Here is a 21,437-nt window from a genome sequence, read left to right as displayed (position 1 = left end):
TCCCGTCGCGCACGGCGATCAGGTGTGGTACTAATTCCTACTAAGTAGATGCGAATACTGGAGAATCTGCGATGACTGTCGCTACCCGGACGGACCTGCTCTCCGTCGCACGCTGGCACGCTTCGGATCCTGCGGACTGGCCGATCGAGCCTCGTTACGATCCGCGCACGCGCTGGTACGGCAAGCTGTACGCCGCCGACGACCACGAGGTGTGGCTGCTCACCTGGCTGCCCGGCCAGGCCACCGACCTGCACGACCACGGCGGGTCGTCCGGCGCGTTCACCGTCGTGTCCGGCGAGGTCGTCGAGCAGACGGTGCAGGACGGGTCCCTGCTCAACACCACGATGTCCGCCGGGTCGGGGCGGCGCTTCGGCGCGCACCACGTGCACCGGGTCGTCAACGCCGGGGCACGGCCCGCGATCACCGTCCACGCGTACAGCCCGGCACTCACGGTGATGACCCGCTACCGGTTGCACGAGGGGCGGCTTAGTGTGGAGGCCATCCAACAGGCGGGGGCGGACTGGTGAGCGGGCGTTCCATCGACGAGATCCTGGCGTCCGCCCGGTCGCGGCTGACCCGGGTGACGCCGGCCGAGGTGCCCGGGGACGCGGTCCTCGTCGACATCCGCCCGGCCGCGCAGCGGGCGCTCGAAGGGGAGATCCCCGGCGCGCTGATCGTCGAGCGCAACGTCCTGGAGTGGCGCTTCGACCCCCGCAGCGACGCGCGGCTGCCCATCGCCGACCGGTTCGACCTGCCCGTCGTCGTCTTCTGCTCCGAGGGCTACACGTCCTCGCTCGCCGCGGCCTCACTGCAGGACCTGGGCCTGCACCGGGCGACCGACCTCGCCGGCGGCTTCCAGGCGTGGAAGCGTGCTGGGCTGCCGGTGTCCGACGGGCCGGTGTCAGACTAGGGGCGTGAAGCTCAAGCTGGACCTCCACGACATCTTCAACCGCCGCGGCGACATCGACCGCGCGTTGAAGGGGATCATCGACGAGGCGGTGGCCAAGCGGGCCACCCTCGTCGAGATCATCCCCGGGAAGGGGTCGGGGGCGCTGAAGAAGCGGGTCCTGCGCTTCCTCGACCAGCGCGAGATCAAGGCGCTGTACCACCGGGTGGAGAAGGACTCCGACAACTTCGGCCGGCTCTTCGTCCACTTCCGGTGGAACGAGTCCTCGGGTCGCGGCCGCCGCTAGACCCGTATGTCCAGTGCGACCACGTTCGTCCCGTCGGGGCGGGTGCTCTCCCCGTACCGGACCTGCGCGGCGCCCTCGACACCGATGCCGTAGCTGACGTAGCCCTCGTAGTCGCCGACCTGCTCGTAGCCCCGCAGGCGGCGGTAGCCGACGTCGCGCGGGCCGGTGCCGGCCTCGCTGCGCGCCGGGGTGAAGACGATGCTCAGCTTCGTGGTGCCGGGCAGGGTGACGGGGTCTCCGGAGCCGTCCCGCACCACCTGGCGCACGATCTGGAAGCTGTACGAGGGAAGCGGGCCCCTGAACGCGAACGTGATCCGCTCGTAGGCGTCGCCGGCGTGGTCACCGGTGCGCACCTCGACCAGGACCGGCACCGGGGGGACGGCCGGGTTGTGCGGGACGGTGACCTTCTGCGTCGGTTCCGTCCAGCTTCCGTCGGCCTTCTTGGTCGTGGAGGCGTTCGGCGTGGGGTTCGAGCGCTCCGTTGCGCTGGCGGTCGCGGCATTTGTGGGGCTTTTGTTCGCTCCTGTACCGGTGGCCTCCGGGGTACAGGCGGCGAGCAGGACGATCAGTGCGAGGGACGGCAGGCGTGTCATGGCACATCGACGCGCGTGCGGGTGGTTCGGTTGTCCGCTGCTGGTGGTTCGGTTGTCCGCTCAGAAAGCGTCCACCGCGTCCGCGAGGGAGCAGACCGCCACCAGGCGCAGGACGGTCCAGTCGGCGTCCTGCCAGTCGATGGTCTCCGGGGTCGGCAGCGGGCGGCCGTGCCGCTGGTGGACGGCGATGACGCTCCGGGCGTACCCGGCGAGGGAGATCGAGTCGACGGCCTTCCCGGCGGCGGTGATGCTCTGCCGGACCGCGGCGGCGTGCTGGTCGACCTTCGCCAGCAGGAACGGCTGCGCCAGGGCCGCCACCAGGCCGTCGACGCCGACCATCGCCATGACCTGGTCGAGGTGGAAGCGGGCGTCGAGCTCGGCGGTGGCGAGGTAGCTCGCGTCGAAGGCGGTCGGGGCGGCGGGGGTGAGTTCGTTGTTCATGGACGATGACGCTAGGCAGTCCGGAGGGCTTCCGGGCCCCCAACAACCATCCGGCACCCGTTCATGACCCACTGCACTCCGTTCGGGTCGTCGGACGCGGGTTTTTGTCGGTGGGGGCGTGCAGAATGTGCTCACCCCACAGGAGGCACACCTTGTCCGACCGAAGCTTCGCCGCACCGTCGCGGCGACCCCTTACGGCCGCGGCGGCCCTCGCGGTCCTGGCCGTGCTCGCCGTCCTCGGCATCGCCGACGTCCAGCCGCCGGCGCCCCGGTCCGCCTCCGCACCCGCTGGTGAGTTCTCCGCCGCCCGCGCGTTCACCCACGTCGAGCGGATCGGCCAGGAGGTGCACGTCACCGGCAGCCCCGCCGCCGACCGGGTCCGCGAGCACATCGTCGCGACCCTCACCGGCTATGGTCTGCGCCCCGAGGTCCAGGACACCGTGGGGGTCAATGCCGGCAAGTTCGGCGACGGCGGCATGGCCCGCGTGCGCAACGTCGTCGCGGTCCTGCCCGGCTCCGCCTCCACCGGCCAGGTCGTCCTCATGGCGCACTACGACTCCGTCCAGGTCAGCTTCGGCGCCAACGACGACGGCGCGGGCAGCAGCACCCTGCTCGAGGTCGCCCGGGCCCTGACGACCGGCGCCCCGCCGCGCAACGACGTCGTGTTCCTGTTCACCGACGCCGAGGAGGCCTGCCTGTGCGGCGCCGAGGCGTTCGTCAGCCGGCACCCCCTCGGCCAGAAGCCGTCCGTCGTGCTCAACTTCGAGGCCCGCGGCAGCAGCGGCCCCGCCGTCATGTTCCAGACCTCCGTGGGCAACGCCGACCTCATCGACGTCTATGCCCGCACCCCGCACCCGGTCGGCACCAGCCTCGCCGTCGAGGTCTACCGGCTGCTGTCCAACGACACCGACTTCACCCCGTTCCTGGCGCAGTCGCGGTTCACCGGCCTCAACACGGCCTACATCGACGGCTCCAGCGTCTACCACAGCCCGTTCGACCGGCCCTCGACGATGAACCGGGCCAGCCTCCAGCACCACGGCGACAACGCGCTCGCCCTCGCCCGCGCCCTCGGCGCCGCCGACCTCCCGCCGCTGCTGCGCCCCGCCGCCGGCGACGCGGTGTATTTCCCGTTCGCGGGCCTGCTGGTGCGCTACCCGGCGGCGCTCACCTGGCCGATCGCCGTCCTCGCCCTGCTCGCCGTCGCCGCCCTGGTGTTCCTGGCCCGCCGCCGCGGCCTCACTTCGGTCCCCCGCAGCCTCGCCGGCCTCGGCCTCGCCCTCGTGCCGCTCATCGCGGTCGCGGTCGCCGCCCAGTTGCTGTGGACGCTGCTGGTCGCGCTGCGCCCCGGCTATGGCGAGCTGCTCGACCCGGCCCGGCCCACCTGGTTCCGCTTCGGCGTCGTCGCGCTCACCGCCGCCGTCCTGCTCGGCTGGTATGCGCTGAGCCGCCGCCGGCTGGGCCCCGTCCCGCTGTTCACCGGCGCCCTCGGCCTGCTCGCCGTGCTCGGCCTGGTCTTCGCCGCGGCGATCCCCGGCGGCTCCTACCTGGTGGCGCTGCCCGCCCTGTTCGGCGCCCTCGCGGGGATCGCCGCGCTGTACGTGCCGCGCCCCTGGCTCGCCACTGCCGTCCTCACCGCCGGCGCGGGCGTCGCCGTGCTGATCCTCGCCCCGACCGTCGCCCTCTTCTTCCCCGCCCTGGGCCTCGCAACCGGCGCCGCCCCCGGGCTCTTCGCCGCCCTGCTCGGCCTCGCCGCCCTGCCCGCCCTGGAGCCCCTCTTCCGCCCCGCCGGCGCCGACCGGCACCGCCTGCTCGGCGCCACCCCCGCGCTCGCGGCGCTCGTGGTCGCGCTCGTCTGCACCACGACCGGGATGGTCACCGACCGTTTCGACGCCACACACCCCGAGCCGACCCACCTCATGTACGCCCTGGACCGCGACACCGGCACCGCCCAGTGGGTCAGCCTGGAGCAGTCCCCGGGCGCCTGGACCTCGCGGTATGTCCGCGACCACCGCTCCCTCGACGAGCTCTTCCCCGTCCTGCCCGCCGGCGAGCTGTCCACCGGCCCGGCGGAGGCCGCCCCGCTGCCCGCCCCCACCGCCACCGTCCTGTCCGACACGACCACCGGCGACCGCCGCACCGTCACTTTCCGCCTCGCCTCCCAGCGCCCCGTCCGCTTCGTCTCCTTCTACGCCGAGCCGGGCTCCCACCGCGTCCAGCAGGCCACGGTCGCCGGCCGCGACGCCGTCCCGTTCCTCCCCGACCAGAACCGCTTCGGCGTCGTCTTCCACGGCCCACCCACCGACGGCATCGAGGTCACCCTCGTCCTGCAGGGCTCAGGCCCTCTGAAGCTCCGCCTGGTCGACGGCAGCGACGGCCTCGACACCCTGCCCGGCTTCACCCCCCGCCCACCGACCGTCGGCATCTTCGGCAGCCACTCCAGCGAACTCACCGCCGTCGCCGCCACCACCACCATCTGACCCACCCCCGTGGCCGCCCTTCTTTTTCCGGGGGGCGGCCCACCTCCCACCAACCTCGCCAACCGCCACTCCATCGCCCACGCCCGTCGCCGCCCCGACGGTCTGCCCTCCACCGCCGGCCGGGGCCGTCCTGTCCGACACGAACCCCCGCCCGGTCCCACAGGGGCCCGCTCCACTGAACCCGCCCTGCTCGATGGCAGGCCTCGACCCCGCCCGCCTTCACCCAGCCCGCCCACGCCCGGCACCACTCCGGCAAGGGCGGTAACGCCACCGCCGTGGAGGCCACCCGCTCTCCTCGGAGACCTGACGCACCACGCGATCGACACCAGCTACGCCCTCAACACCCTGCCCGGCGCCACCGCCACTTCCCCAGCATCGTTCGGCGGCCACTCCACCACTCGCTCCGTCGCCACCACGACCTGACCTCCACCGCCACGAACCCCGCCCGCCCCTCACTACCCGGCAAACCCCGGCTCCCCTGACACCCCGCCGGCTCGATGGCAGCGACGAGGCCTCGACACCCTGCCGGCTTCACCCATGCCGCCCACCGTCGGCAGCCTTCTGCAGCCGCTTCAACGAACAGACAGCCACCGCCATCACGGTCCCGCTTCCCGGTCGCCCGTGTTCCCTCAGGTGCTGCCAGCTACCGCCCGCATCGTCGGCAGCCACCCAGCAAGCCCGCAGCGGCCATCACCACGTCCGACCCTCCGGCCGCTCTCGCTCTTTTGTCCCCGGCAGCCCGCCCGCGCCCTCGGGAGGGCTATCTCCTCGGCCGGCGTCGTCGGCAGCCAGTCCGGGACGGAAGGTGACACCGCCACCACCGCGATCTGGCCCCGTCCGCCACGCAGCCACTCCCCCGGTGCCACCTCGCGCATCGAGCCGCAGCCCGCCCCAAGGTCAGTGCTGCATCTCTCGACCGGATCACCAACTTCGCTCGACCGCCGTCCTCCGGGAGGAGCCGTCCGCGCTCGCCCGCCATCTGTGCGGCAGAGGCGTACACCTGCCATGCAGCATCAACTCCGCAGTTGAGGCCGCATCTGGTCCGTGTTCCGCCCCGAGCTCCGCCACGCTTCGGTTGTCGAGCCGCCGGGCGGACGGGGCGTCGCGCTCCGGATGCCGGTCTTCGCGGACCCAGCTTGATCAAAGGACGGTTCTGGCCGTCGGCGTCGCCGGATCCGTCCTTTGATCATGAGCCCGGGCCCGGGCGCCATCCGTGGGTGCTGGTTTCCGTGAACGGCCCGCACCCGCAAGGCCGGCCACCGGCTGCGGTGCGCACGCGCAATTCCCGCCGGGACCCGCCGCGTCAGTGGTGGGGCGGCAGGACGGTCAGCTGGAGATCAGGGCGGTGTGCTGGGACATGAAGTCCTGGACGGTGTTGGTGCGGATCGCGTCGAGCAGGGCGAGGGTGGTGGGGTCCAGGGCTTCGGCGGCGGGGTTCTGCGGGGACGAGAAGAAGGTGCCGTTGTTCGTCTTGATGGTCAGCAGGTTGTCGCCGGTGATGCCCTTCATGGCGAAGATCCAGTCGTCGAGGCCGATGCCGCCGGAGTCGATGGTCATGGACTGGCCGATGACGTCCAGGATCTTCTTGAGTTTCACGGGGTCGGTGAGGACGTCCTTGCTGAGGATCTGCTTGAACAGGGCCTTGATGAACTGCTGCTGGTGCCGCTGGCGGTCGTAGTCGCTGTTCGGGAGGGTCTCGCGCTGGCGGACGTAGTCGAGCGCCTGCCAGGGCTCCAGGTGCTGGAAGCCGACGTGGTACGTCTGCGGGGTGACACCGGAGATCGGGATGAGGGTGGTGCCGCCGGTGCCGTTGTCGCGCTGGAGGTAGGGGACCTTGGTCTCGCCCTTGGCGTCGTGGCCGATGTGGACCGACTTGACCTCCTGATCGACGTACATGTCGACGCCGCCAAGGACTTTGACGACGTTCTGGAAGCCGGTGAAGTCGATGATGGCGGCGGCGTCGAAGGTGACGCCCCAGTTCTCCTTGATCGTGTTGGCGAGGAGAGTGACGCCGAACTTGCGCTGCTCCTTGCCCGTGGTGTCGAGGCCACCGATGGCGAAGGCGCCATTGATCTTGTCGTGGCCGCCGGCGTACAAATGCTTGCCGTTGTCGAACTTGGGGATCTTCACCCAGGTGTCGCGCGGGATCGAGACCAGGTAGGCGGAGTCGTGCGAGGCCGGGATGTGCAGGATGATGATCGAGTCGGAGCGGATCGCCTCGGACTCGTCCTGGCCGGGGCGGGGGTCGATGCCCATGAGCAGAATGTTCTTCTCACCGCTGATCGTGACGTGGCGGCCCTGCTGCTCGGCGGCCGAGACGATCAGGTCCTCCTGCTTGACGTTGCTCGTGGCGTAGCCGATCACGGCGTCCTTCGCCACGAACGCGCCGCCCGCGACGATCATCATGAGCGCGCCCGCCACCACCAGCGAGCGCGCCCACCACGGATCCTTGCGGGAACGCCGCAGCGAGAAGGCCGGGTCGTCGGCGAGATGCTCGTGGCGTTGGAACACGTCCCGCAGCTCCTGTTCGAGCGAGGCGTCGGAGGTCATACCCCCATGACGGAATGAAGGGTCCCGCTGATTGCGGTTTTCTACGAAAAGACAGGAACCCGGTCAGCCGCCGACGACGAACACGCCGATCACGCTGAGCAGCACGAGCGCGGCGAGGAACACGAGCATGCCCTGCTCGCTGTCGAGGTTGGTGAGCTTGCGGGTCGTGGTCGGCGTCGGGGTGGTCATCGGGGGCCTCCTGTTGCGGTGTGGTGACTCAAACGGTAGGTACACCGTGAACAGGTTTGCTCCCGTCATCGTGCCAGCCCTCTGACCTGCGTTTACAAGCTTGCAAGGGTCTAACCGATGCGGGGTACCCCCTGGTGACGGGTATCCGCGAACAGCTCTGGAAACACCTTGCCCACCTTTGCTACCAGATACTCGCCGTACGTCCCGGTGAATGCCCGCAAATCCTGCCCGTCCCAGCGCGGGCCACCCTCGGAGCCGCCGGAGCTCGGCAGCGGCGGCACCTGCTGGGTGAAGTCGGGATCGAAGAAGAAGGGGAACGACAGCCGTTCGTTGCCGCTGACGTTGCGGACCCGGTGGGGTGTCGAGCGGTACCACCCGCCGGTCATCCGGTCGAGCATGTCGCCGATGTTGCACACGAACGTGCCGGGAATCGGCGGGGCGTCGAGCCAGCCGTCGGGCGTGCGCACCTGGAGGCCGCCGTTGCCGTCCTGCAGCAGCAGCGTCAGCAGCCCGTAGTCGGTGTGCTCGCCGACTCCCCACTCGTCGCTGTCCGGCGGGGACGGCGGGTAGTGGAAGATCCGGAACAGAACGGTGGGGTCGGCGGTGTACGACTCCGCGAAGTACCCGGCCGGCAGCCCGAGGCTCAGCGCGACGCCTCGCAGCACGGTCTGCGCGACCGTGGTCATTCGCGTGACGTACGACAGCACCGCCGGACGCAGGTCGGGCACCTGCTCCGGGAAGAGGTTCGCGCCGTGCAGCGGCAGCCCGGCGCGGACCTGCGGGGCGTCGGGGCCGAGCTCGGTGCCGAAGTAGAGCCCTTCCTTGCGGTCCGGGACGCCGGAGGTCAGCTCGGCGCCGACGGGGAAGAACCCGCGCCACGCCCGGCCGCCGCGGGCCATCGCGATCTCCATCTTGGCGGGCAGCGGCAGGTCGAAGAACGTCCGAGCCGCCGCGTCGAGCCGGTCGGTCAGCGACGACGGCACGCCGTGCCCAGTGACGTAGAAGAAGCCGTTGTCGCGGCAGGCCGTCTCGATGCCGCGGGCGGCGGAGTCCAGGTCGGAGATGTCGATGACCGGCAGCGCGTCCATGCCAGGAGCGTAGTTGTCAACCGTGGTTGACACGTACCGAAGCTGTCAACTACGGTTGACACATGACGGAAGCAGGCGATCTCGCCGACGCCGCGGCCAGCCCCGATCCCAGAGTCGGGCTGCGGGCGGCGGTGGCGCTGCGCCGCCTCGCCGACGCGCTCGAGGTGCTCCAGGTCGACAACGCCCGCCGGCAAGGCTGGTCGTGGCAGGAGATCGCGGACGCCCTCGACGTGACGCGCCAGGCGGTCCACAAGAAGCACGCGAGCCGGGCAGTGACACCGGTACAAGAGACAGGAGCACAGTGATGTTCGAACGGTTCACCCAGCGCGCCCGCACCGCGGTCCAGAACGCGCACGAGGAGGCCAACGCGCTCGGCCACCGGACGGTCGGCACGGAGCACCTGGTCCTCGCCATGTTCACCACCGGCGGGATCGCCGCCGACGTGCTGCAGGCGTGCGCCGTGGAACGCGAAGGGTTCGTCGCCACCCTCACCGGCACCGACGACGCGGCCGCGCTGCGCTCGATCGGCATCGATCTCGACGCGGTCCGCAGCAGCGTCGAGCAGACGTTCGGCCCCGGCGCCCTCGAGCAGGCCGAGCCGCCCCGGCGCGGCGGCTTCCTGTTCCGGCGCAGCAAGCTGCCCAACCGCTTCGGCAACGACGCGAAGAAGGCGCTGGAGCTGTCGCTGCGGGTCGCGCTGTCCATGAAGCACAACTACATCGGCACCGAGCACCTCCTGCTCGGCATCCTGCGCGAGGAGCGCGGCACCGGCGGCCGGCTCCTGCGCGAGCAGGGCATGAGCTACGACCGCACCATGGAGCTCGTCAAGGCCGCCCTGCGCAACGTCGCCTGATTCTTGTCATACCCCTGTGCTTGAGTGTCTGCATGGAACGGACACTGACGTGGCGACACCTCAACCGCGCTTTGCTGGCCCGGCAGTCGTTGGCGTCTCGTGTACGAGCTGACGCCCCCACCGTCCTGGAGACGATGGCTGGGCTCCAGGCGCAGTATGCCCCGTCCATGTACATCGGGCTGTGGACCCGGATCGAAGGCTTCGAGCGCGAGTCGCTGACCCGGCTCCTGGAGGCCCGCGAGGTCGTCCAGGCGACCATCCTGCGCGCCACCATCCACCTCGTCTCACGGGCCGACTTCTGGCCGTTCCTGATCGCGATCCGGGATGCCCGGCGCGACTGGTATCACCGCGTCACCCGCAACAGCGTCGGCCCCGCGGAGCTCACCGAGGCCGCGCAGAGCCTGCGCGAGCTCCTGCGGGAGCGGCCGGTCAAGCGGGCCGAGATCGACCAGCTCTACGGCCCGGAGGTCCGCGGCGGCGTCGGCATGCATCTCGACATGGTCCGCGTGCCCCCGACCGGCACCTGGGCCCGCCGCCGCGCGGACCTGTTCGGCTTAGCGGAGGGCTGGGTCAGCCCGCCCGAGATCACCGTCGAAGCAGCCCGGGAGCTGCTGGTGCGCCGGTATCTCGGCGGGTTCGGCCCGGCGCACCGCTCCGAGATCGCCGACTGGGCCGGCCTGAGCGTCACCGACGTCGCCAAGGTCCTGGCGACGATGGAGCTGCGCCGGTTCCGTGACGAGCGCGGACGGGAGCTCGTCGACCTGCCCGACCAGCCGCTGCCGGACCCGGAGACACCGGCGCCGGTGCGGTTCCTGCCCACCTACGACGCAACGCTGCTCGCACACGCCCGGCGGACCCTGATCCTGCCGGAGGAGCACCGCACCAAGGTGTTCCACGTGCGGATGCCCCAGTCGATCGGCACGTTCCTCGTCGACGGCCAGGTCGCCGGCACCTGGACGGTGAGCAAGACCGGCGTCGTGTCGTGGGAGCCGTTCGACAAGCTACCGGCATCGGTCCGCCGCCAGGTCGACACCGAAGCCGAGGCCCTGACCGCCTTCCACACAACACCGCCCCCACCCCGCACCACGCCGCCACCAAAGCCAAGGCCCTGACCACGTCCCACTCAACACCGCCGCCACACACACCCACGCGTTGCCCATCACCGCAACGGCCGAGACGGGTGCCGCGCGGGAAGCCGCCAGCACCGGTCCCCCGCCACGTCAACACTGAAGCCGAGCCCCTGACCGCGCTCCACTCAACACCGTCGCCACACGTCCCACGGCCCCCATCCCCGCAAACCACCGAAGCGGAAGCCGCCAGCGCCGCTCCACCGACACGTCAACACCGAAACCGCGACGCTGCCGGCATTCCACCCAACACCGCCCCATCCTGGCGCCACACCGACACCGAACCCACGGCACGGACCGAACACTGCACCCATGCATCAACGCACCGCCCATCACCGCAAACCACCAGAACAGAAGCCGCCAGCACCGCTCCACCGACACGTCAACACCGAAGCCACGACGCTGAAGGCATTCCACCCAACACCGCACCCGCCCGCCGTCACGTCGCCACCGAACCACAGCGCTGACCATGTCCCACTCGACGACGCCGTCACCCATCCACGCGCCGCCCATCACGCAAACCACCGGGACAGAAGTCGCCAGCGCCGATCCGCCGTCTTGTCAACGCCGAAGCCAAACGCTGACCACGTCTCAGTCGACACCGCCCCTACCCCGCGTCACGCCGACACCGCACCCACGGCACGGACCGAACACCGCACCCGTGCACCAACACGCAGCCATCGCCGCGAACCACCAGAACGGAAGCCCGCCGAGAAGCCACCGGCGCCGATCCACCGTCATGTCGCCACCAAAGCCGCGACGCTGACGGCATTCCACTCAACACCGCACCCGACCGCTGTCACGTCGACGCCGAAGCCGGAGCGCTGACCGCAGTCCACTCGACACCGCAACCGTCATCCACGCGCCGCCCACCACCGCAAACCGCCAGAACGGAAGCCGGCCGAGAAGCCGCCGGCGCCGGTCCACCAACACGTCAAACACCGGAGTGGCGACGCTGACGGCCCTCCTGCCAACGCCGCACCCGCCCCGCATCAACACCGACACCGCGGCACTGACCGCGTCCGACTCGACACCGCACCGTGCGCCAACGCGCCGCTCATCTCCGCAACCGCCGGAACAGGAGCCGTCGAGAAGCTACCGGCATCGGTCCGCCGCCACGTCAACGCCGAAGCCGAGGTGTTGGCCGCTTCCACTCAACGCCGCACCCGCCCCGCGTCACGCCGGATCCGAAACCGAAACTGCGGCACTGACCGCGGTCCGCTCGATGGCGCAACCGTGCATCCACGCGTCGGACTTCTGTGGGAGCGGGCGGCTGGCGTCAGGTTGACGACGGGGGCGGGGTGCTGGCCTTGTTCCATTCGACGTCGTAGTCGTGCATCCACGCGCTGGACTTCGCTGCGAATCGGCGGAAGAAGAAGGGCATTGTCAGGTCGCGGATGCGGGCGGTGACGGGGCCGGAGATCTTTGCGTCGCGGTTGGCGCCGGCGAACTTCAGCATCTGGGTGGTCCGGGGGCGGCGCAGGGTTTCGTAGTGGGTGAGGGCCGTGTCCATGTCGGGGGTGTCGCGTAGGCAGCGGGCGAGGACGACCGCGTCCTCGACGGCGAGGTTGGCGCCCTGGCCGGCGCCCATCGGGTGGGCCGCGTCGCCGAGGACGACCATGCCGTCGCGGTGCCAGCGTGGTACGCCGGCCGGCAACGCCTGCATCACGGTGCGGGGGTGCCAGTGGTCGGTGGTGCGGACCAGGGTGGCCGCCGGGCCGTGGTCGGCGTCGAACAGAGCCGCCAGCGCGGCGTGGTCCAGCGGGCCGGTGGGTGGTGCGGGCGAGGGGACCTGCGCCGCCCACAGGGTGCCGGCGGGGGTCGGGGCACACACCATCGTCGCCCTCGCGCCGAACGTGATCGTGAACGCGTCGGGGTCGACCGGGTGTGGTGAGCGGCCGCCGGCCGTCCACAGGCCCGCGTAGTGCGCGGCGGGTGCGGCCGGGTCGATGACGGTCCGCAGCCGTGAGTGGATGCCGTCGGCGCCGACGATGAGGTCGGCGGTCGCGGTGGTGCCGTCGGCGAACACGGCCGTGCGCCCGTGGCCGACGCCGGTCAGCCGGCGGCCGGTGACGATCCGCGCGCCCGACTCCAGGGCCAGGGCGCGCAGCGTCTCGACCAGGTGCCCGCGCATGAGCGTCACCCGTCCGCGGGCGGCCTCGCCGAGCACCTTGCCGCGACCGCTGCGCAGCCGTAGCAGCGGCAGCCGCGTGCCGCGGGCGGCTACCGCGTCCCGGCAACCGATCGCGTCGAGTGCCCGCAGCCCGTTGTCGCCGAGGCTGACGAACGACCCGACGTCGCCCGCCGGGTCCGCGTATGCCTCGTGCACCGTCACGTCCCACCCGATCCGTCGCAGCGCGATCGCCGCGACCGGCCCCGCGACCCCGCCCCCGATGACCATGGCCTCCATGCCCGCCTCCAAAACTGAATCTTCATTCGGTGAACTACGATTCAGTTTTACCGACTGCTACGGTCGACCGTCAAGAGGGGAGGTCGCGATGGCTACGCGCAGGGAGAAGGCGGCCCACACCTCCGCCGCCCTCAAGGAGGCGGCCCGGCAGCTCTTCGCCACCCGTGGCTACCTGAACACGAAGATCAGCGACATCACGGCCGAGGCCGGGCGGGCGGTCGGCTCGTTCTACGACCACTTCGCGAGCAAGGAGGAGCTGCTGCGGGCGCTCCTGGCCGACATGCAGGCCACCGCCGGCGAGGCACTCCCCGACCACGACCCGGACCACGACCTGTCCGACGAGGCGCAGCTGCGCTTCCACGTCGCCGCGGCCTGGCACACGTTCAAGACCCACCTGCCGGTGATGGTCGCCCTCTTCCAGTCCTCGATGCTGGAGGCGCCGTTCAGCGGGCAGGCCCGCACCCGCCTCGCCGAGGACACGGAGATCCTCCGGCAGCACCTGGAGCTCCTCGCGTCACGCGGCCACCAGCTGCCGGGCCGCCCCGCCGTGGTCGCCGAGGCGATGGGGGCGATGCTGGCGATGTTCGCCTACGCGCACCTCACCGCGCCCGAGCCGCGCCTGCCGGACGACGAGGCGATCGACACCCTCACCGCACTGCTGCACCGAGGCCTGCGGTAGAAACGTAGGCATGGCACGGATCGTCGTCACCGGAGCACACGGCAAGACCGGACGGGCGGTCGTCGCCGACCTGCTCGCCCACGGCCACCACGTCGTCGCCACCGACGCCGTCGGCAAGGCCGGCCACCTCAGCGAGCTCGGCACCCCCATGATGGTCGCCGACCTGACCGACTACGGCCAGGCGGTCGAGGTCGTGCAGGACGCCGACGCCGTCGTGCACCTCGCCAACATCCCGGCGCCGGGCATGTATCCGCCGGCGGTGACGTTCAACCGCAACTCGGCGATGAACTTCAACGTGTTCCACGCCGCGCAGAACGCCGGCGTCGGCCGGGTCGTGTGGTCCTCCAGCGAGACGACGCTGGGCCTGCCGTTCGACACTCCCCCGCGCTACGCACCGGTCGACGAGGAGCACTACCCGTTCCCGACGACGACCTACGCGCTGTCGAAGGTCGTCGGCGAGACCCTGGCCCGGGAGATCTCCGGGTGGAGCGGCATCCCGTTCGTCGGCCTGCGGCTGTCCAACGTCCACGCGCCCGAGGACTATGCCGCCGTCCCCGGCTACTGGAGCGACCCGCACGCACGGAAGTGGAACCTGTGGGGGTACGTCGACGTGCGCGACGTGGCCGCCGCCTGCCGGCTCGCGCTCGACGCGCCGGTCGAGGGCGCGAGCTCGTACGTGATCGCCGCCGCCGACACGATCATGGACCGGTCGTCGGCGGAGCTGATGCGCGAGGTGTTCCCGGAGGTGCCGCTGACCCGCGAGCTCGGCGAGTTCGAGACGCTGCTCTGCATCGACCGGGCCCGCGAGGTCCTCGGCTACGACCCGCGACACACCTGGCGCACCGAACTGCGCCACTGAAACCCGAAGCTCGCCACAGCAAACCCGAAGCACGCCAGTGAAACCCGAAGCGCGCCAGTGAAGCCAGGAAAGCCAGGAAGACGCTAGCTGGACAGCAGCGCCAGGAGCTCTGGCAGGGCGGTCGGCGAGACCGCCAGCTCGTGCAGATTGCACTCCATGCCCGACTCCGAGGCCAGGACGCCGGGCGTGGCGGGGTGGACGCGGCGCCAGCCGCGGGAGGTGAGCGCCGCCTCCATCACCACGACCACGGACGGGGTCGCGTCGAGGTCCTCGGGCTCGGTCGGGGGTTCGGGCTGCGCCGGCCAGTTCGCGGCGACCAGCTCGTCGAGGCGGGTCAGCAGCACCTCGACGACCTCAGCGTCGCCGTTCGCCGGACGGCCCAGCAGGGTGGCGACCTGGTCGTGCACGGCGCGCGCCTGCCGGACGACCCAGCCGGGCCAGGCGGTGGCCGGCACCGCGGCGAACGTGGTCCACTCCGCCGGCGAGCGGCGCAGGACGTGCCGGGCCAGGGCGCGCTCGTCGGCGGCCGGGAGCGGGTCGAGGGGCACGAGGTCCGCGGCCCGCAGCGCCAGGTGTGCGGCGGTCAGCGGCGCGATGGCGCCGGCGAGGTTCGGGTGCCGGTTCATCAGGGTCGTCCGGGTGTCGTCGTCGACGGACGCGAGGATCGCGCCGACGCGGATCGCGGCACGCCAGCCGTCATGGACGTCCTGGATCGCCGCCGAAGCGTGCTGCCACACCTGCTCCTCCAGGTCGAAGGCGAGGTCGGCGAACTCGAACTCGGCCAGGTCGGCCTTCACGACCGCACGGGCCGCGGTGTGCAGCCCGGAGGCGCTGCTGGCGGCCTGGTCGGCCTTGCGCTCCAGGGCGGTGGCGAACTCGCGGGTGGCGCGCAGCACCGCCGCCGCCCGCGGGGGCAGCTCGACACGCGACGGGTCGGCGGCCTCCTCGTACAGGTCCCGCAGGCGCGCGACGAGGTGGGCGCGGCGGTGGTCGACGACGGCGAGCTCGTGCGCGACCAGCGCGCGGATCTCGTCGATGGTCAGGCAGTACAGCAGCGGAAGCCCGACCAGCAGGACCCGCCGGCGGCGGCTGGCCCAGGCGCGGACGACGCCGTGGCCGGTGAGCAGGACCGCGTCGGGGGCGGCCACCCCGACCCGGGCGGCGACCTCAGTGACCAGGGCCAACAGCGTTCCGGTCGCGGCGACTCCCTCCGGTGGGGCCCCTGGGGGGCGTCCGTAGCGCATCAGGACCCATCTCGCGCGCCACACACTGATTTTGCCGGGCAACGGATCTTCGACGACGGCAACCGACACAGCGAAGCATCCTCATGACGGGGACGCGGCGCGTCAACGCGCACCGGCCATCCGGCGGGGGTGAATCCCGAAAGTCACCCGGATCGGTGCCGATGATGCCGTTGAGGACCCGGGGGTGAGATGTACCAGACGTTCAGTCCGTTGCTGGACGCGCTGAAGGAACGTGGAGCGGATCCGCAGGCGGTCGACCGGGCGGCGGAGGAGGCGGAGCGCACGGGGCGGTCGATCCGCGCCGTGCTCATCAACGACCACATCGTCACCGAGGATCAGCTCACCGAGGCGTCCGCCGATGCGTACGGGATCCAGACGCTGGACCTGGTCGGTTACCCGATCGATCCGGCGGCGATCACGAAGATCCCGATGGCGCTCGTCCTGAAGCACCGGGTCCTCGGCATCGCCCTCAACGATCTCGAAATCACCGTCGGCATCACCGACCCGGGTGACGTCCTGGCGCTGGATGACGTCCGCGCCGCGACGGGCCTCACGGTCCGCCCGGTCGTGGTGGCCCGCTCCGAGCTGCGCAAGATCATCGACCGGTTGAAGCGGGAGGAGAACGACCTCGGCGACGTCGCGGAGAGCCTGCGGGCGGAGTCGACGCCGGCCGTCTCGGCCCTGACGACGCTCAACGAGGACGCGCCGATCGTCCGGTACGTCAACTCGCTGCTCGAACAGGCGATCGTGAACCGCGCGTCCGACCTGCACCTGGAGCCCGGCGAGCACAACATGCGGGTGCGGTACCGCATCGACGGCGTCCTGCACGAGGTCGACACCGTGCCCAAGCACGTCCAGTCGGCGCTGATCTCCCGGTTGAAGATCATGTCGAACGTCGACATCACCGAGCGGCGCGTGCCGCAGAACGGCCGGATCACCGTCGAGATCAACCAGCGGGCGGTCGACCTGCGGACCGCGACGCTGCCGACGGTGTGGGGCGAGAAGATCGTGCTGCGCGTCCTGGACACCAGCGGCATGGACCTGAAGCTGGCGAAGCTCGGCTTCAGCAAGGCCAACGCGGAGCGCTTCGCGGCGTCCTACAACAAGCCGCACGGCATGCTGCTGGTCACCGGCCCGACCGGCTCGGGCAAGTCGACGACGCTCTACGCGACCCTCGCCGAGATCAGCAAGCCGACGGTCAACATCATCACCGTGGAGGACCCGGTCGAGTACCGGCTGCCCGGCGTCAACCAGGTGCAGGTGGACCACAAGGCGGGCCTGACGTTCGCGGCGGTGCTGCCCGCGATCCTGCGCTCCGACCCCGACGTGGTGCTCATCGGCGAGATCCGGGACCGCACCACCGCGCAGCTGGCGGTCGAGGCGGCGCTCACCGGCCACCTGGTGCTGTCGACCCTGCACACCAACGACGCGCCGAGCGCGGTCACCCGGCTCGTCGAGATGGGCATCGAGCCGTTCCTGGTCGGCTCGTCGGTCGACTGCGTGCTCGCGCAGCGGCTCGCGCGCCGGCTGTGCGACTGGTGCCGCACCGAGTACGAGCCGAACGAGGCGGAACTGGTCAGCGCGCGGTGGCCGTACGAGATCCTCGGCGCCCCCAGCACGCTGTGGCGACCTGTCGGGTGCCGCTCGTGCGCCAACACCGGCTACCGGGGCCGGATCGCGCTGCACGAGGTCATGCCGGTCTCCGCGGAGATCGAGAAGCTGGCGATCGACCGGGCCTCGGCGCACGAGATCCAGGCCGTCGCCCGCCAGGAGGGGCTCATCGACCTGCGCCTCGACGGCCTGGCGAAGGCCGCGGAGGGGCAGACCTCGATCCCGGAGGTGGTCCGGGTCGCCGTGTAACCCTCAACACAGCCGGGGCACTGCCGATGGGCCGCGTGTGGAGACCATGGTGACCAGCGACGAGCGCGCCTCGCTCGACGCGATGCTGGTGTCGCTCGTCCGCGTCGGCGGCTCCGACCTGCACCTGACCGTCGGGGCGCCGCCGACGGTGCGGATCAACGGCGGGCTGCGGTACCTGCCGGGCTACGACGACCTCACGCCCGCCGACACGGAGATGCTGGTCCGCGCCGCCGTGCTCAACGAGAGCCAGTGGAAGCACTTCGAGCAGATCCAGGAGCTGGACTTCGCCTACGCGATCGAGGGCGTGTCGCGCTTCCGGGTCAACCTGTACGCGCAGCGCGGCTCGTTCGGTGCGGCGTTCCGGGCGATCCCGCACAACATCAAGCCCCTCGACCAGCTCGGCGTGCCGGAGCAGGTGGCCCGGTTCGCGCACCTGCACCGCGGACTGGTGCTGGTGACCGGGCCGACCGGCTCGGGCAAGACGACGACCCTGGCCGCGATCCTGGACCTGGCGAACCGGACCCGCTCCTCGCACATCGTGACGATCGAGGACCCGATCGAGTTCCTGCACGAGCACAAGCGCTGCCTGGTGAACCAGCGGGAAGTGGGCGCGGACACGACGTCGTTCTCGATGGCGCTGAAGCACGCGCTGCGCCAGGACCCCGACATCATCCTCGTCGGCGAGCTGCGCGACCTGGAGACGACGTCGACGGCGCTGACCGCGGCCGAGACCGGACACCTGGTCCTGGCGACGCTGCACACGCAGAGCGCGGCGCAGACCGTCGACCGGGTCATCGACATCTTCCCGCCGCACCAGCAGCAGCAGGTGCGGGCGCAGATGTCCAACGCGCTGCAGGGCGTCGTCACGCAGGCCCTCGCGCCGCGCGCCGACGGGCAGGGCCGCACGATCGTCGCGGAGATCATGTTCGCCACGCCGGCGATCCGGAACCTGATCCGCGAGGGCAAGAACCACCAGATCCCGTCGTTCATGCAGTCCAGCGGCAACGACGGGATGCTCTCGTTCGACCAGCACCTGGCCGAGCGGGTCCGCCAGCAGCTCGTCACGTACGAGACGGCGCTGGAGATGTGCCACTCGGCGGAGGAGTTCCGCCGTCTCGCCGGCCGGATGTGATGTGAGTCGTCATGACAGCGACGAAGACGTACGACTACCAGTCGATCGACCACGACGGGAAACGCGCCAAGGGCAAGATCGAGGCGTCCAACGAGCTCGCCGCCGCGCAGCTGCTGCGCCAGCAGGGCCTGACGCCGCTCGCCATCACCAGCGCCGACACGCTGATGAAGCGCGACATCACCATCCCCGGGCTCGGCGACCGGACGACGCTCAAGGACCTGTCGGTGTTCTCCCGGCAGTTCGCGACGATGACGCAGTCCGGCATGTCGCTGCTGCGCTCCCTGTCGGTGCTGGAGGAGCAGGCGCAGAAGCCGTCGCTGAAGAAGGCCGTCGGCGAGGTCCGGCTCGACATCGAGGGCGGCATGTCGCTGTCCGGCGCGCTCGGCAAGCACCCGAAGGTCTTCCCGACGCTGATGGTGGCGATGATCCGGGCCGGCGAGACCGGCGGCTTCCTCGACAGCGCCCTGGACCGCATCGCCACGAACTTCGAGAAGGACGCCCAGCTGCGCGGGAAGATCAAGAGCGCGCTCACGTACCCCGTGATCGTGCTGCTCTTCACCGTCGTGATGATCAGCGCGGTGCTCATCTTCATCGTGCCGATCTTCGAGAAGATGTTCAAACAGCTCGGCGGCGAGCTCCCGCTCCCCACGAAGATCATCGTGAACGCCAGTCACACGCTCTTCTGGCTGGGCCCGCTCATCATCGCCGTGTTCGTCGTGGTCACGGTGACGCTGCGGAAGATGATGGCGGTGAACCCGGCGGTACGGCTGCGGGTGGACAAGATCAAGCTGAAGCTGCCGGTCTTCGGGCCGCTGTTCACGAAGATCGCGCTGAGCCGTTTCTCGCGCAATCTCGGCACCCTGCTCGGCGTCGGCGTGCCGGTGCTGCAGGCCCTGGATGTGGTCGGTGCCACCACCGGAAACGCTGTGATCAGCAACGCCATGGCCGATCTCCAGAACGCGGTGCGCGAGGGCCAGCCGATGTCCTCGCAGCTCGGCAACCACAAGATTTTTCCATCGATGGTCGTGCAAATGGTGGAAGTCGGCGAAGAAAGCGGCCAAATCAGTCAGATGTTGGAGAAGGTTGCCGATTTCTACGACCGAGAGGTGGACAGCGCGGCAGACGCACTCACCGCGTCCATCGAACCGATCATGGTGCTCGTCATGGGTGGCGTGGTCGGCGGGATGATCATCTGCCTCTACCTGCCGATGTTCTCGATCTACCAGAACATCCAGAGCAACTGACAACAGCACCTGAGAACCACCGAAAACGAACGGCGCGCCAGGCAGCGGAGCCTCGCCGCAACCACCACCACACCCCATGCAGGAGCAGGAGGCTCACCCATGAAGGAAACGCTGCGCAGGATGCAGAAGAAGCGTGCCGCCGGAGACAGCGGATTCACGCTCGTCGAACTCCTCGTCGTTGTCGTGATCATCGGCGTCCTTGTCGCGATCGCCGTCCCCATGTACCTCAACTACCGGAAGGGCGCGGCGAACAAGTCCGCCGAGTCCGACGTCCGCGCCGCGGTCAGCGCCGCCGAGCAGTTCTACACCGAGAACGGCAACAAGTACCCGGAGGACGTGCAGAGCGCGGCCGAGGGCGGCGCGATCGACATGTACCTCGACACCGCCGCCAAGACCGGCGTGAAGCAGACCGCCAACGCGTCGCCCGGCAACAAGCTGTATTTCCACAACTTCGGTGACGGCACGTACCGTATCTGCGGCCAGAACGCGGACGGCAAGACGTTCTACACGTACTTCAGCGGCACCGGCGGCTCGGTGAAGAAGTCGTCCAAGACGGACCTCAAGACCTGCGCCGAGGAAGGCGCCCCGGCCACGCCCTGACCGGTTCCCTGCGTCCGAGGCTTCGGTGGCGGCTCGCGGTGACGCGGGCCGCCACGCCGGTCTCTTCACGCATCTCCTCACGGATCTTCACGGGAAGGAGCACGCTGATGCTGCTCGCGCTCGTCGGCGTGCTCGGCCTCGCGATCGGGTCGTTCCTCAACGTCGTCATCCACCGCGTCCCCCGCGGCGAGTCACTGCTCCGGCCGGCCTCGCACTGTCCACAGTGCACGGCGCCGGTCCGGCCCTGGCACAACGTCCCCCTGCTCGGCTGGCTGCTGCTGCGCGGCCGCTGCGCCGACTGCAAGGCCCCGATCAGCGTCCGCTACCCCCTGGTGGAGCTCGGCACGGCCGCGCTGTTCGTCGCCGTCACCGCCCGCCTGGGCTGGTCGGCGGCGCTGCCCGCCTGGCTGTACCTCGCGGCGATCGCGGTCGCCCTGGCCCTCATCGACCTCGACGTGCTGCGCCTGCCCAACGCGATCGTCCTGCCGTCCTACCTGGTGGTGCCGGCCCTGTTCCTGCCCGCCGTAATGCTGGAGGGGGACTGGTCCGCGGGGCTGCGTGGCCTGGTGGGCATGGCGGTGCTCTTCGCCTTCTATCTGCTGCTGTCCCTGGTGTACCCGGGCGGCATGGGCTTCGGCGACGTCAAGCTCGCCGGCGTGCTGGGCCTGTACCTCGGCTGGCTGGGCTGGGCGCCGCTCGCCGTGGGGACCCTGGCGGCGTTCCTCCTCGGCGGGATCGCCGGGATCGCGCTGATGGCCGGCGGCCGCGCCGGGCGCAAGACCGCGGTGCCCTTCGGCCCGTCGATGCTCGCCGGGGCGCTGGTCGCGCTCTTCGCGGCCGCGCCGATCGCCGACTGGTACACCTCCATCCTCCTGCCCGCCTGACGGTTTTTCTAAGG

Annotated in this window: 21 protein-coding genes; 14 read left to right on the top strand and 7 right to left on the bottom strand. The window is 70.6% G+C overall.

The annotated features are described in order from the left end of the window. Window positions 1-71: 71 nt before the first annotated feature. From ABZ321_RS15270 to ABZ321_RS15260, 3 genes are read left to right on the top strand one after another with little or no spacing between them, the layout of a single operon-like run. A complete protein-coding gene (locus ABZ321_RS15270; protein WP_344506116.1) occupies window positions 72-527 on the top strand; it encodes a cysteine dioxygenase family protein in 456 nt (151 codons plus the stop codon). After that, entirely contained in the window at window positions 524-910 is a 387-nt protein-coding gene (locus ABZ321_RS15265) for a rhodanese-like domain-containing protein (protein WP_354891279.1), read from the top strand. Before ABZ321_RS15270 ends, ABZ321_RS15265 begins: the two co-directional genes overlap by 4 nt. Window positions 911-914: 4 nt before the next feature. Continuing rightward, window positions 915-1,193, top strand: coding sequence for a Smr/MutS family protein (locus ABZ321_RS15260; RefSeq protein WP_344506114.1), 279 nt, complete (start codon window positions 915-917; stop codon window positions 1,191-1,193). Here the strand turns inward: ABZ321_RS15260 and ABZ321_RS15255 are convergent. Together ABZ321_RS15255 and ABZ321_RS15250 are read right to left on the bottom strand one after the other, a co-directional pair. Then, entirely contained in the window at window positions 1,190-1,786 is a 597-nt protein-coding gene (locus tag ABZ321_RS15255; protein ID WP_354891278.1) for a hypothetical protein, read from the bottom strand. The two genes, ABZ321_RS15260 and ABZ321_RS15255, sit on opposite strands and share 4 nt — an antisense overlap. Window positions 1,787-1,846: 60 nt before the next feature. After that, entirely contained in the window at window positions 1,847-2,227 is a 381-nt protein-coding gene (locus ABZ321_RS15250) for a DUF6401 family natural product biosynthesis protein (RefSeq protein WP_344506112.1), read from the bottom strand. 152 nt (window positions 2,228-2,379) lie between these two features. Between ABZ321_RS15250 and ABZ321_RS15245 the strand changes: the two genes are divergently transcribed. Next, a complete protein-coding gene (locus tag ABZ321_RS15245) occupies window positions 2,380-4,704 on the top strand; it encodes a M28 family peptidase (protein ID WP_354891277.1) in 2,325 nt (774 codons plus the stop codon). A 1,326-nt stretch (window positions 4,705-6,030) separates the two neighbouring features. Here the strand turns inward: ABZ321_RS15245 and ABZ321_RS15240 are convergent. The 3 genes from ABZ321_RS15240 to ABZ321_RS15230 all read right to left on the bottom strand — a co-directional run bounded on the left by ABZ321_RS15240 (window position 6,031) and on the right by ABZ321_RS15230 (window position 8,531). Continuing rightward, window positions 6,031-7,254 carry an LCP family protein gene (locus ABZ321_RS15240; RefSeq protein WP_354891276.1) on the bottom strand — a complete coding sequence of 408 codons (1,224 nt, stop codon included), beginning with the start codon at window positions 7,252-7,254 and terminating at the stop codon, window positions 6,031-6,033. Between the two features lie 63 nt (window positions 7,255-7,317). Then, window positions 7,318-7,443, bottom strand: coding sequence for a hypothetical protein (locus tag ABZ321_RS15235; RefSeq protein ID WP_344506109.1), 126 nt, complete (start codon window positions 7,441-7,443; stop codon window positions 7,318-7,320). A gap of 110 nt (window positions 7,444-7,553) precedes the next feature. Then, window positions 7,554-8,531 carry a 2-oxoglutarate and iron-dependent oxygenase domain-containing protein gene (locus ABZ321_RS15230; RefSeq protein ID WP_354891275.1) on the bottom strand — a complete coding sequence of 326 codons (978 nt, stop codon included), beginning with the start codon at window positions 8,529-8,531 and terminating at the stop codon, window positions 7,554-7,556. Window positions 8,532-8,593: 62 nt separating this feature from the next. On the opposite strand from ABZ321_RS15230, the gene ABZ321_RS15225 reads away from it, so the two are divergent. From ABZ321_RS15225 to ABZ321_RS15215, 3 genes are all read left to right on the top strand, one after another. After that, the gene (locus ABZ321_RS15225; RefSeq protein WP_344506107.1) at window positions 8,594-8,836 is read left to right on the top strand and encodes a helix-turn-helix domain-containing protein; all 243 of its coding nucleotides are present in this window, start codon (window positions 8,594-8,596) and stop codon (window positions 8,834-8,836) included. Then, window positions 8,836-9,384, top strand: coding sequence for a Clp protease N-terminal domain-containing protein (locus tag ABZ321_RS15220; protein ID WP_354891274.1), 549 nt, complete (start codon window positions 8,836-8,838; stop codon window positions 9,382-9,384). Before ABZ321_RS15225 ends, ABZ321_RS15220 begins: the two co-directional genes overlap by 1 nt. Window positions 9,385-9,518: 134 nt before the next feature. Next, complete coding sequence (locus ABZ321_RS15215) at window positions 9,519-10,496, top strand: winged helix DNA-binding domain-containing protein (protein ID WP_344506105.1); 978 nt, start codon at window positions 9,519-9,521, stop codon at window positions 10,494-10,496. Between the two features lie 1,294 nt (window positions 10,497-11,790). Here the strand turns inward: ABZ321_RS15215 and ABZ321_RS15210 are convergent. Continuing rightward, a complete protein-coding gene (locus ABZ321_RS15210; RefSeq protein ID WP_354891273.1) occupies window positions 11,791-12,921 on the bottom strand; it encodes an NAD(P)/FAD-dependent oxidoreductase in 1,131 nt (376 codons plus the stop codon). Between the two features lie 88 nt (window positions 12,922-13,009). On the opposite strand from ABZ321_RS15210, the gene ABZ321_RS15205 reads away from it, so the two are divergent. After that, on the top strand, window positions 13,010-13,600 hold the full coding sequence (locus tag ABZ321_RS15205; protein WP_354891272.1) for a TetR/AcrR family transcriptional regulator: 591 nt from the start codon (window positions 13,010-13,012) through the stop codon (window positions 13,598-13,600). Window positions 13,601-13,610: 10 nt separating this feature from the next. Further along, on the top strand, window positions 13,611-14,459 hold the full coding sequence (locus ABZ321_RS15200) for an NAD(P)-dependent oxidoreductase (RefSeq protein WP_354891271.1): 849 nt from the start codon (window positions 13,611-13,613) through the stop codon (window positions 14,457-14,459). 83 nt (window positions 14,460-14,542) lie between these two features. On the opposite strand, the gene ABZ321_RS15195 is transcribed toward ABZ321_RS15200, so the two are convergent. Continuing rightward, entirely contained in the window at window positions 14,543-15,643 is a 1,101-nt protein-coding gene (locus tag ABZ321_RS15195; RefSeq protein ID WP_354891270.1) for a hypothetical protein, read from the bottom strand. Between the two features lie 249 nt (window positions 15,644-15,892). Between ABZ321_RS15195 and ABZ321_RS15190 the strand changes: the two genes are divergently transcribed. The 5 genes from ABZ321_RS15190 (at window position 15,893) to ABZ321_RS15170 (ending at window position 21,423) form a co-directional block, all read left to right on the top strand. Beyond that, a complete protein-coding gene (locus ABZ321_RS15190) occupies window positions 15,893-17,563 on the top strand; it encodes an ATPase, T2SS/T4P/T4SS family (protein ID WP_354891269.1) in 1,671 nt (556 codons plus the stop codon). A 46-nt stretch (window positions 17,564-17,609) separates the two neighbouring features. Then, window positions 17,610-18,695 (top strand): type IV pilus twitching motility protein PilT, encoded by a 1,086-nt coding sequence (locus ABZ321_RS15185; RefSeq protein ID WP_344506336.1) that lies wholly within the window; start codon window positions 17,610-17,612, stop codon window positions 18,693-18,695. Window positions 18,696-18,706: 11 nt separating this feature from the next. Further along, window positions 18,707-19,939 carry a type II secretion system F family protein gene (locus tag ABZ321_RS15180; protein ID WP_354891268.1) on the top strand — a complete coding sequence of 411 codons (1,233 nt, stop codon included), beginning with the start codon at window positions 18,707-18,709 and terminating at the stop codon, window positions 19,937-19,939. A gap of 99 nt (window positions 19,940-20,038) precedes the next feature. Further along, entirely contained in the window at window positions 20,039-20,539 is a 501-nt protein-coding gene (locus tag ABZ321_RS15175; RefSeq protein WP_354891267.1) for a prepilin-type N-terminal cleavage/methylation domain-containing protein, read from the top strand. A gap of 107 nt (window positions 20,540-20,646) precedes the next feature. Then, window positions 20,647-21,423, top strand: a complete 777-nt coding sequence (locus tag ABZ321_RS15170) for a prepilin peptidase (RefSeq protein ID WP_354891266.1) — start codon at window positions 20,647-20,649, stop codon at window positions 21,421-21,423. Window positions 21,424-21,437: the final 14 nt, after the last annotated feature.

The sequence above is a fragment of the Dactylosporangium sp. NPDC006015 genome, from assembly GCF_040614215.1.
In the GTDB taxonomy this organism is placed as follows: Bacteria; Actinomycetota; Actinomycetes; order Mycobacteriales; family Micromonosporaceae; genus Dactylosporangium; species Dactylosporangium maewongense.
This window is presented reverse-complemented; position numbering and strand designations above follow the sequence as displayed.

What these genes read in the sequence shown, in the direction of transcription:
- ABZ321_RS15190 (WP_354891269.1), top strand. Translation starts at nt 15,893, where the DNA reads ATGTACCAGACGTTCAGTCCGTTGCTGGACGCGCTGAAGGAACGTGGA.
- ABZ321_RS15225 (WP_344506107.1), top strand. Translation starts at nt 8,594, where the DNA reads ATGACGGAAGCAGGCGATCTCGCCGACGCCGCGGCCAGCCCCGATCCC.
- ABZ321_RS15255 (WP_354891278.1), bottom strand. Translation starts at nt 1,786, where the DNA reads ATGACACGCCTGCCGTCCCTCGCACTGATCGTCCTGCTCGCCGCCTGT.
- ABZ321_RS15250 (WP_344506112.1), bottom strand. Translation starts at nt 2,227, where the DNA reads ATGAACAACGAACTCACCCCCGCCGCCCCGACCGCCTTCGACGCGAGC.
- ABZ321_RS15185 (WP_344506336.1), top strand. Translation starts at nt 17,610, where the DNA reads ATGGTGACCAGCGACGAGCGCGCCTCGCTCGACGCGATGCTGGTGTCG.
- ABZ321_RS15180 (WP_354891268.1), top strand. Translation starts at nt 18,707, where the DNA reads ATGACAGCGACGAAGACGTACGACTACCAGTCGATCGACCACGACGGG.
- ABZ321_RS15270 (WP_344506116.1), top strand. Translation starts at nt 72, where the DNA reads ATGACTGTCGCTACCCGGACGGACCTGCTCTCCGTCGCACGCTGGCAC.
- ABZ321_RS15170 (WP_354891266.1), top strand. Translation starts at nt 20,647, where the DNA reads ATGCTGCTCGCGCTCGTCGGCGTGCTCGGCCTCGCGATCGGGTCGTTC.
- ABZ321_RS15200 (WP_354891271.1), top strand. Translation starts at nt 13,611, where the DNA reads ATGGCACGGATCGTCGTCACCGGAGCACACGGCAAGACCGGACGGGCG.
- ABZ321_RS15205 (WP_354891272.1), top strand. Translation starts at nt 13,010, where the DNA reads ATGGCTACGCGCAGGGAGAAGGCGGCCCACACCTCCGCCGCCCTCAAG.
- ABZ321_RS15230 (WP_354891275.1), bottom strand. Translation starts at nt 8,531, where the DNA reads ATGGACGCGCTGCCGGTCATCGACATCTCCGACCTGGACTCCGCCGCC.
- ABZ321_RS15175 (WP_354891267.1), top strand. Translation starts at nt 20,039, where the DNA reads ATGAAGGAAACGCTGCGCAGGATGCAGAAGAAGCGTGCCGCCGGAGAC.
- ABZ321_RS15235 (WP_344506109.1), bottom strand. Translation starts at nt 7,443, where the DNA reads ATGACCACCCCGACGCCGACCACGACCCGCAAGCTCACCAACCTCGAC.
- ABZ321_RS15240 (WP_354891276.1), bottom strand. Translation starts at nt 7,254, where the DNA reads ATGACCTCCGACGCCTCGCTCGAACAGGAGCTGCGGGACGTGTTCCAA.
- ABZ321_RS15210 (WP_354891273.1), bottom strand. Translation starts at nt 12,921, where the DNA reads ATGGAGGCCATGGTCATCGGGGGCGGGGTCGCGGGGCCGGTCGCGGCG.
- ABZ321_RS15220 (WP_354891274.1), top strand. Translation starts at nt 8,836, where the DNA reads ATGTTCGAACGGTTCACCCAGCGCGCCCGCACCGCGGTCCAGAACGCG.
- ABZ321_RS15215 (WP_344506105.1), top strand. Translation starts at nt 9,519, where the DNA reads ATGGCTGGGCTCCAGGCGCAGTATGCCCCGTCCATGTACATCGGGCTG.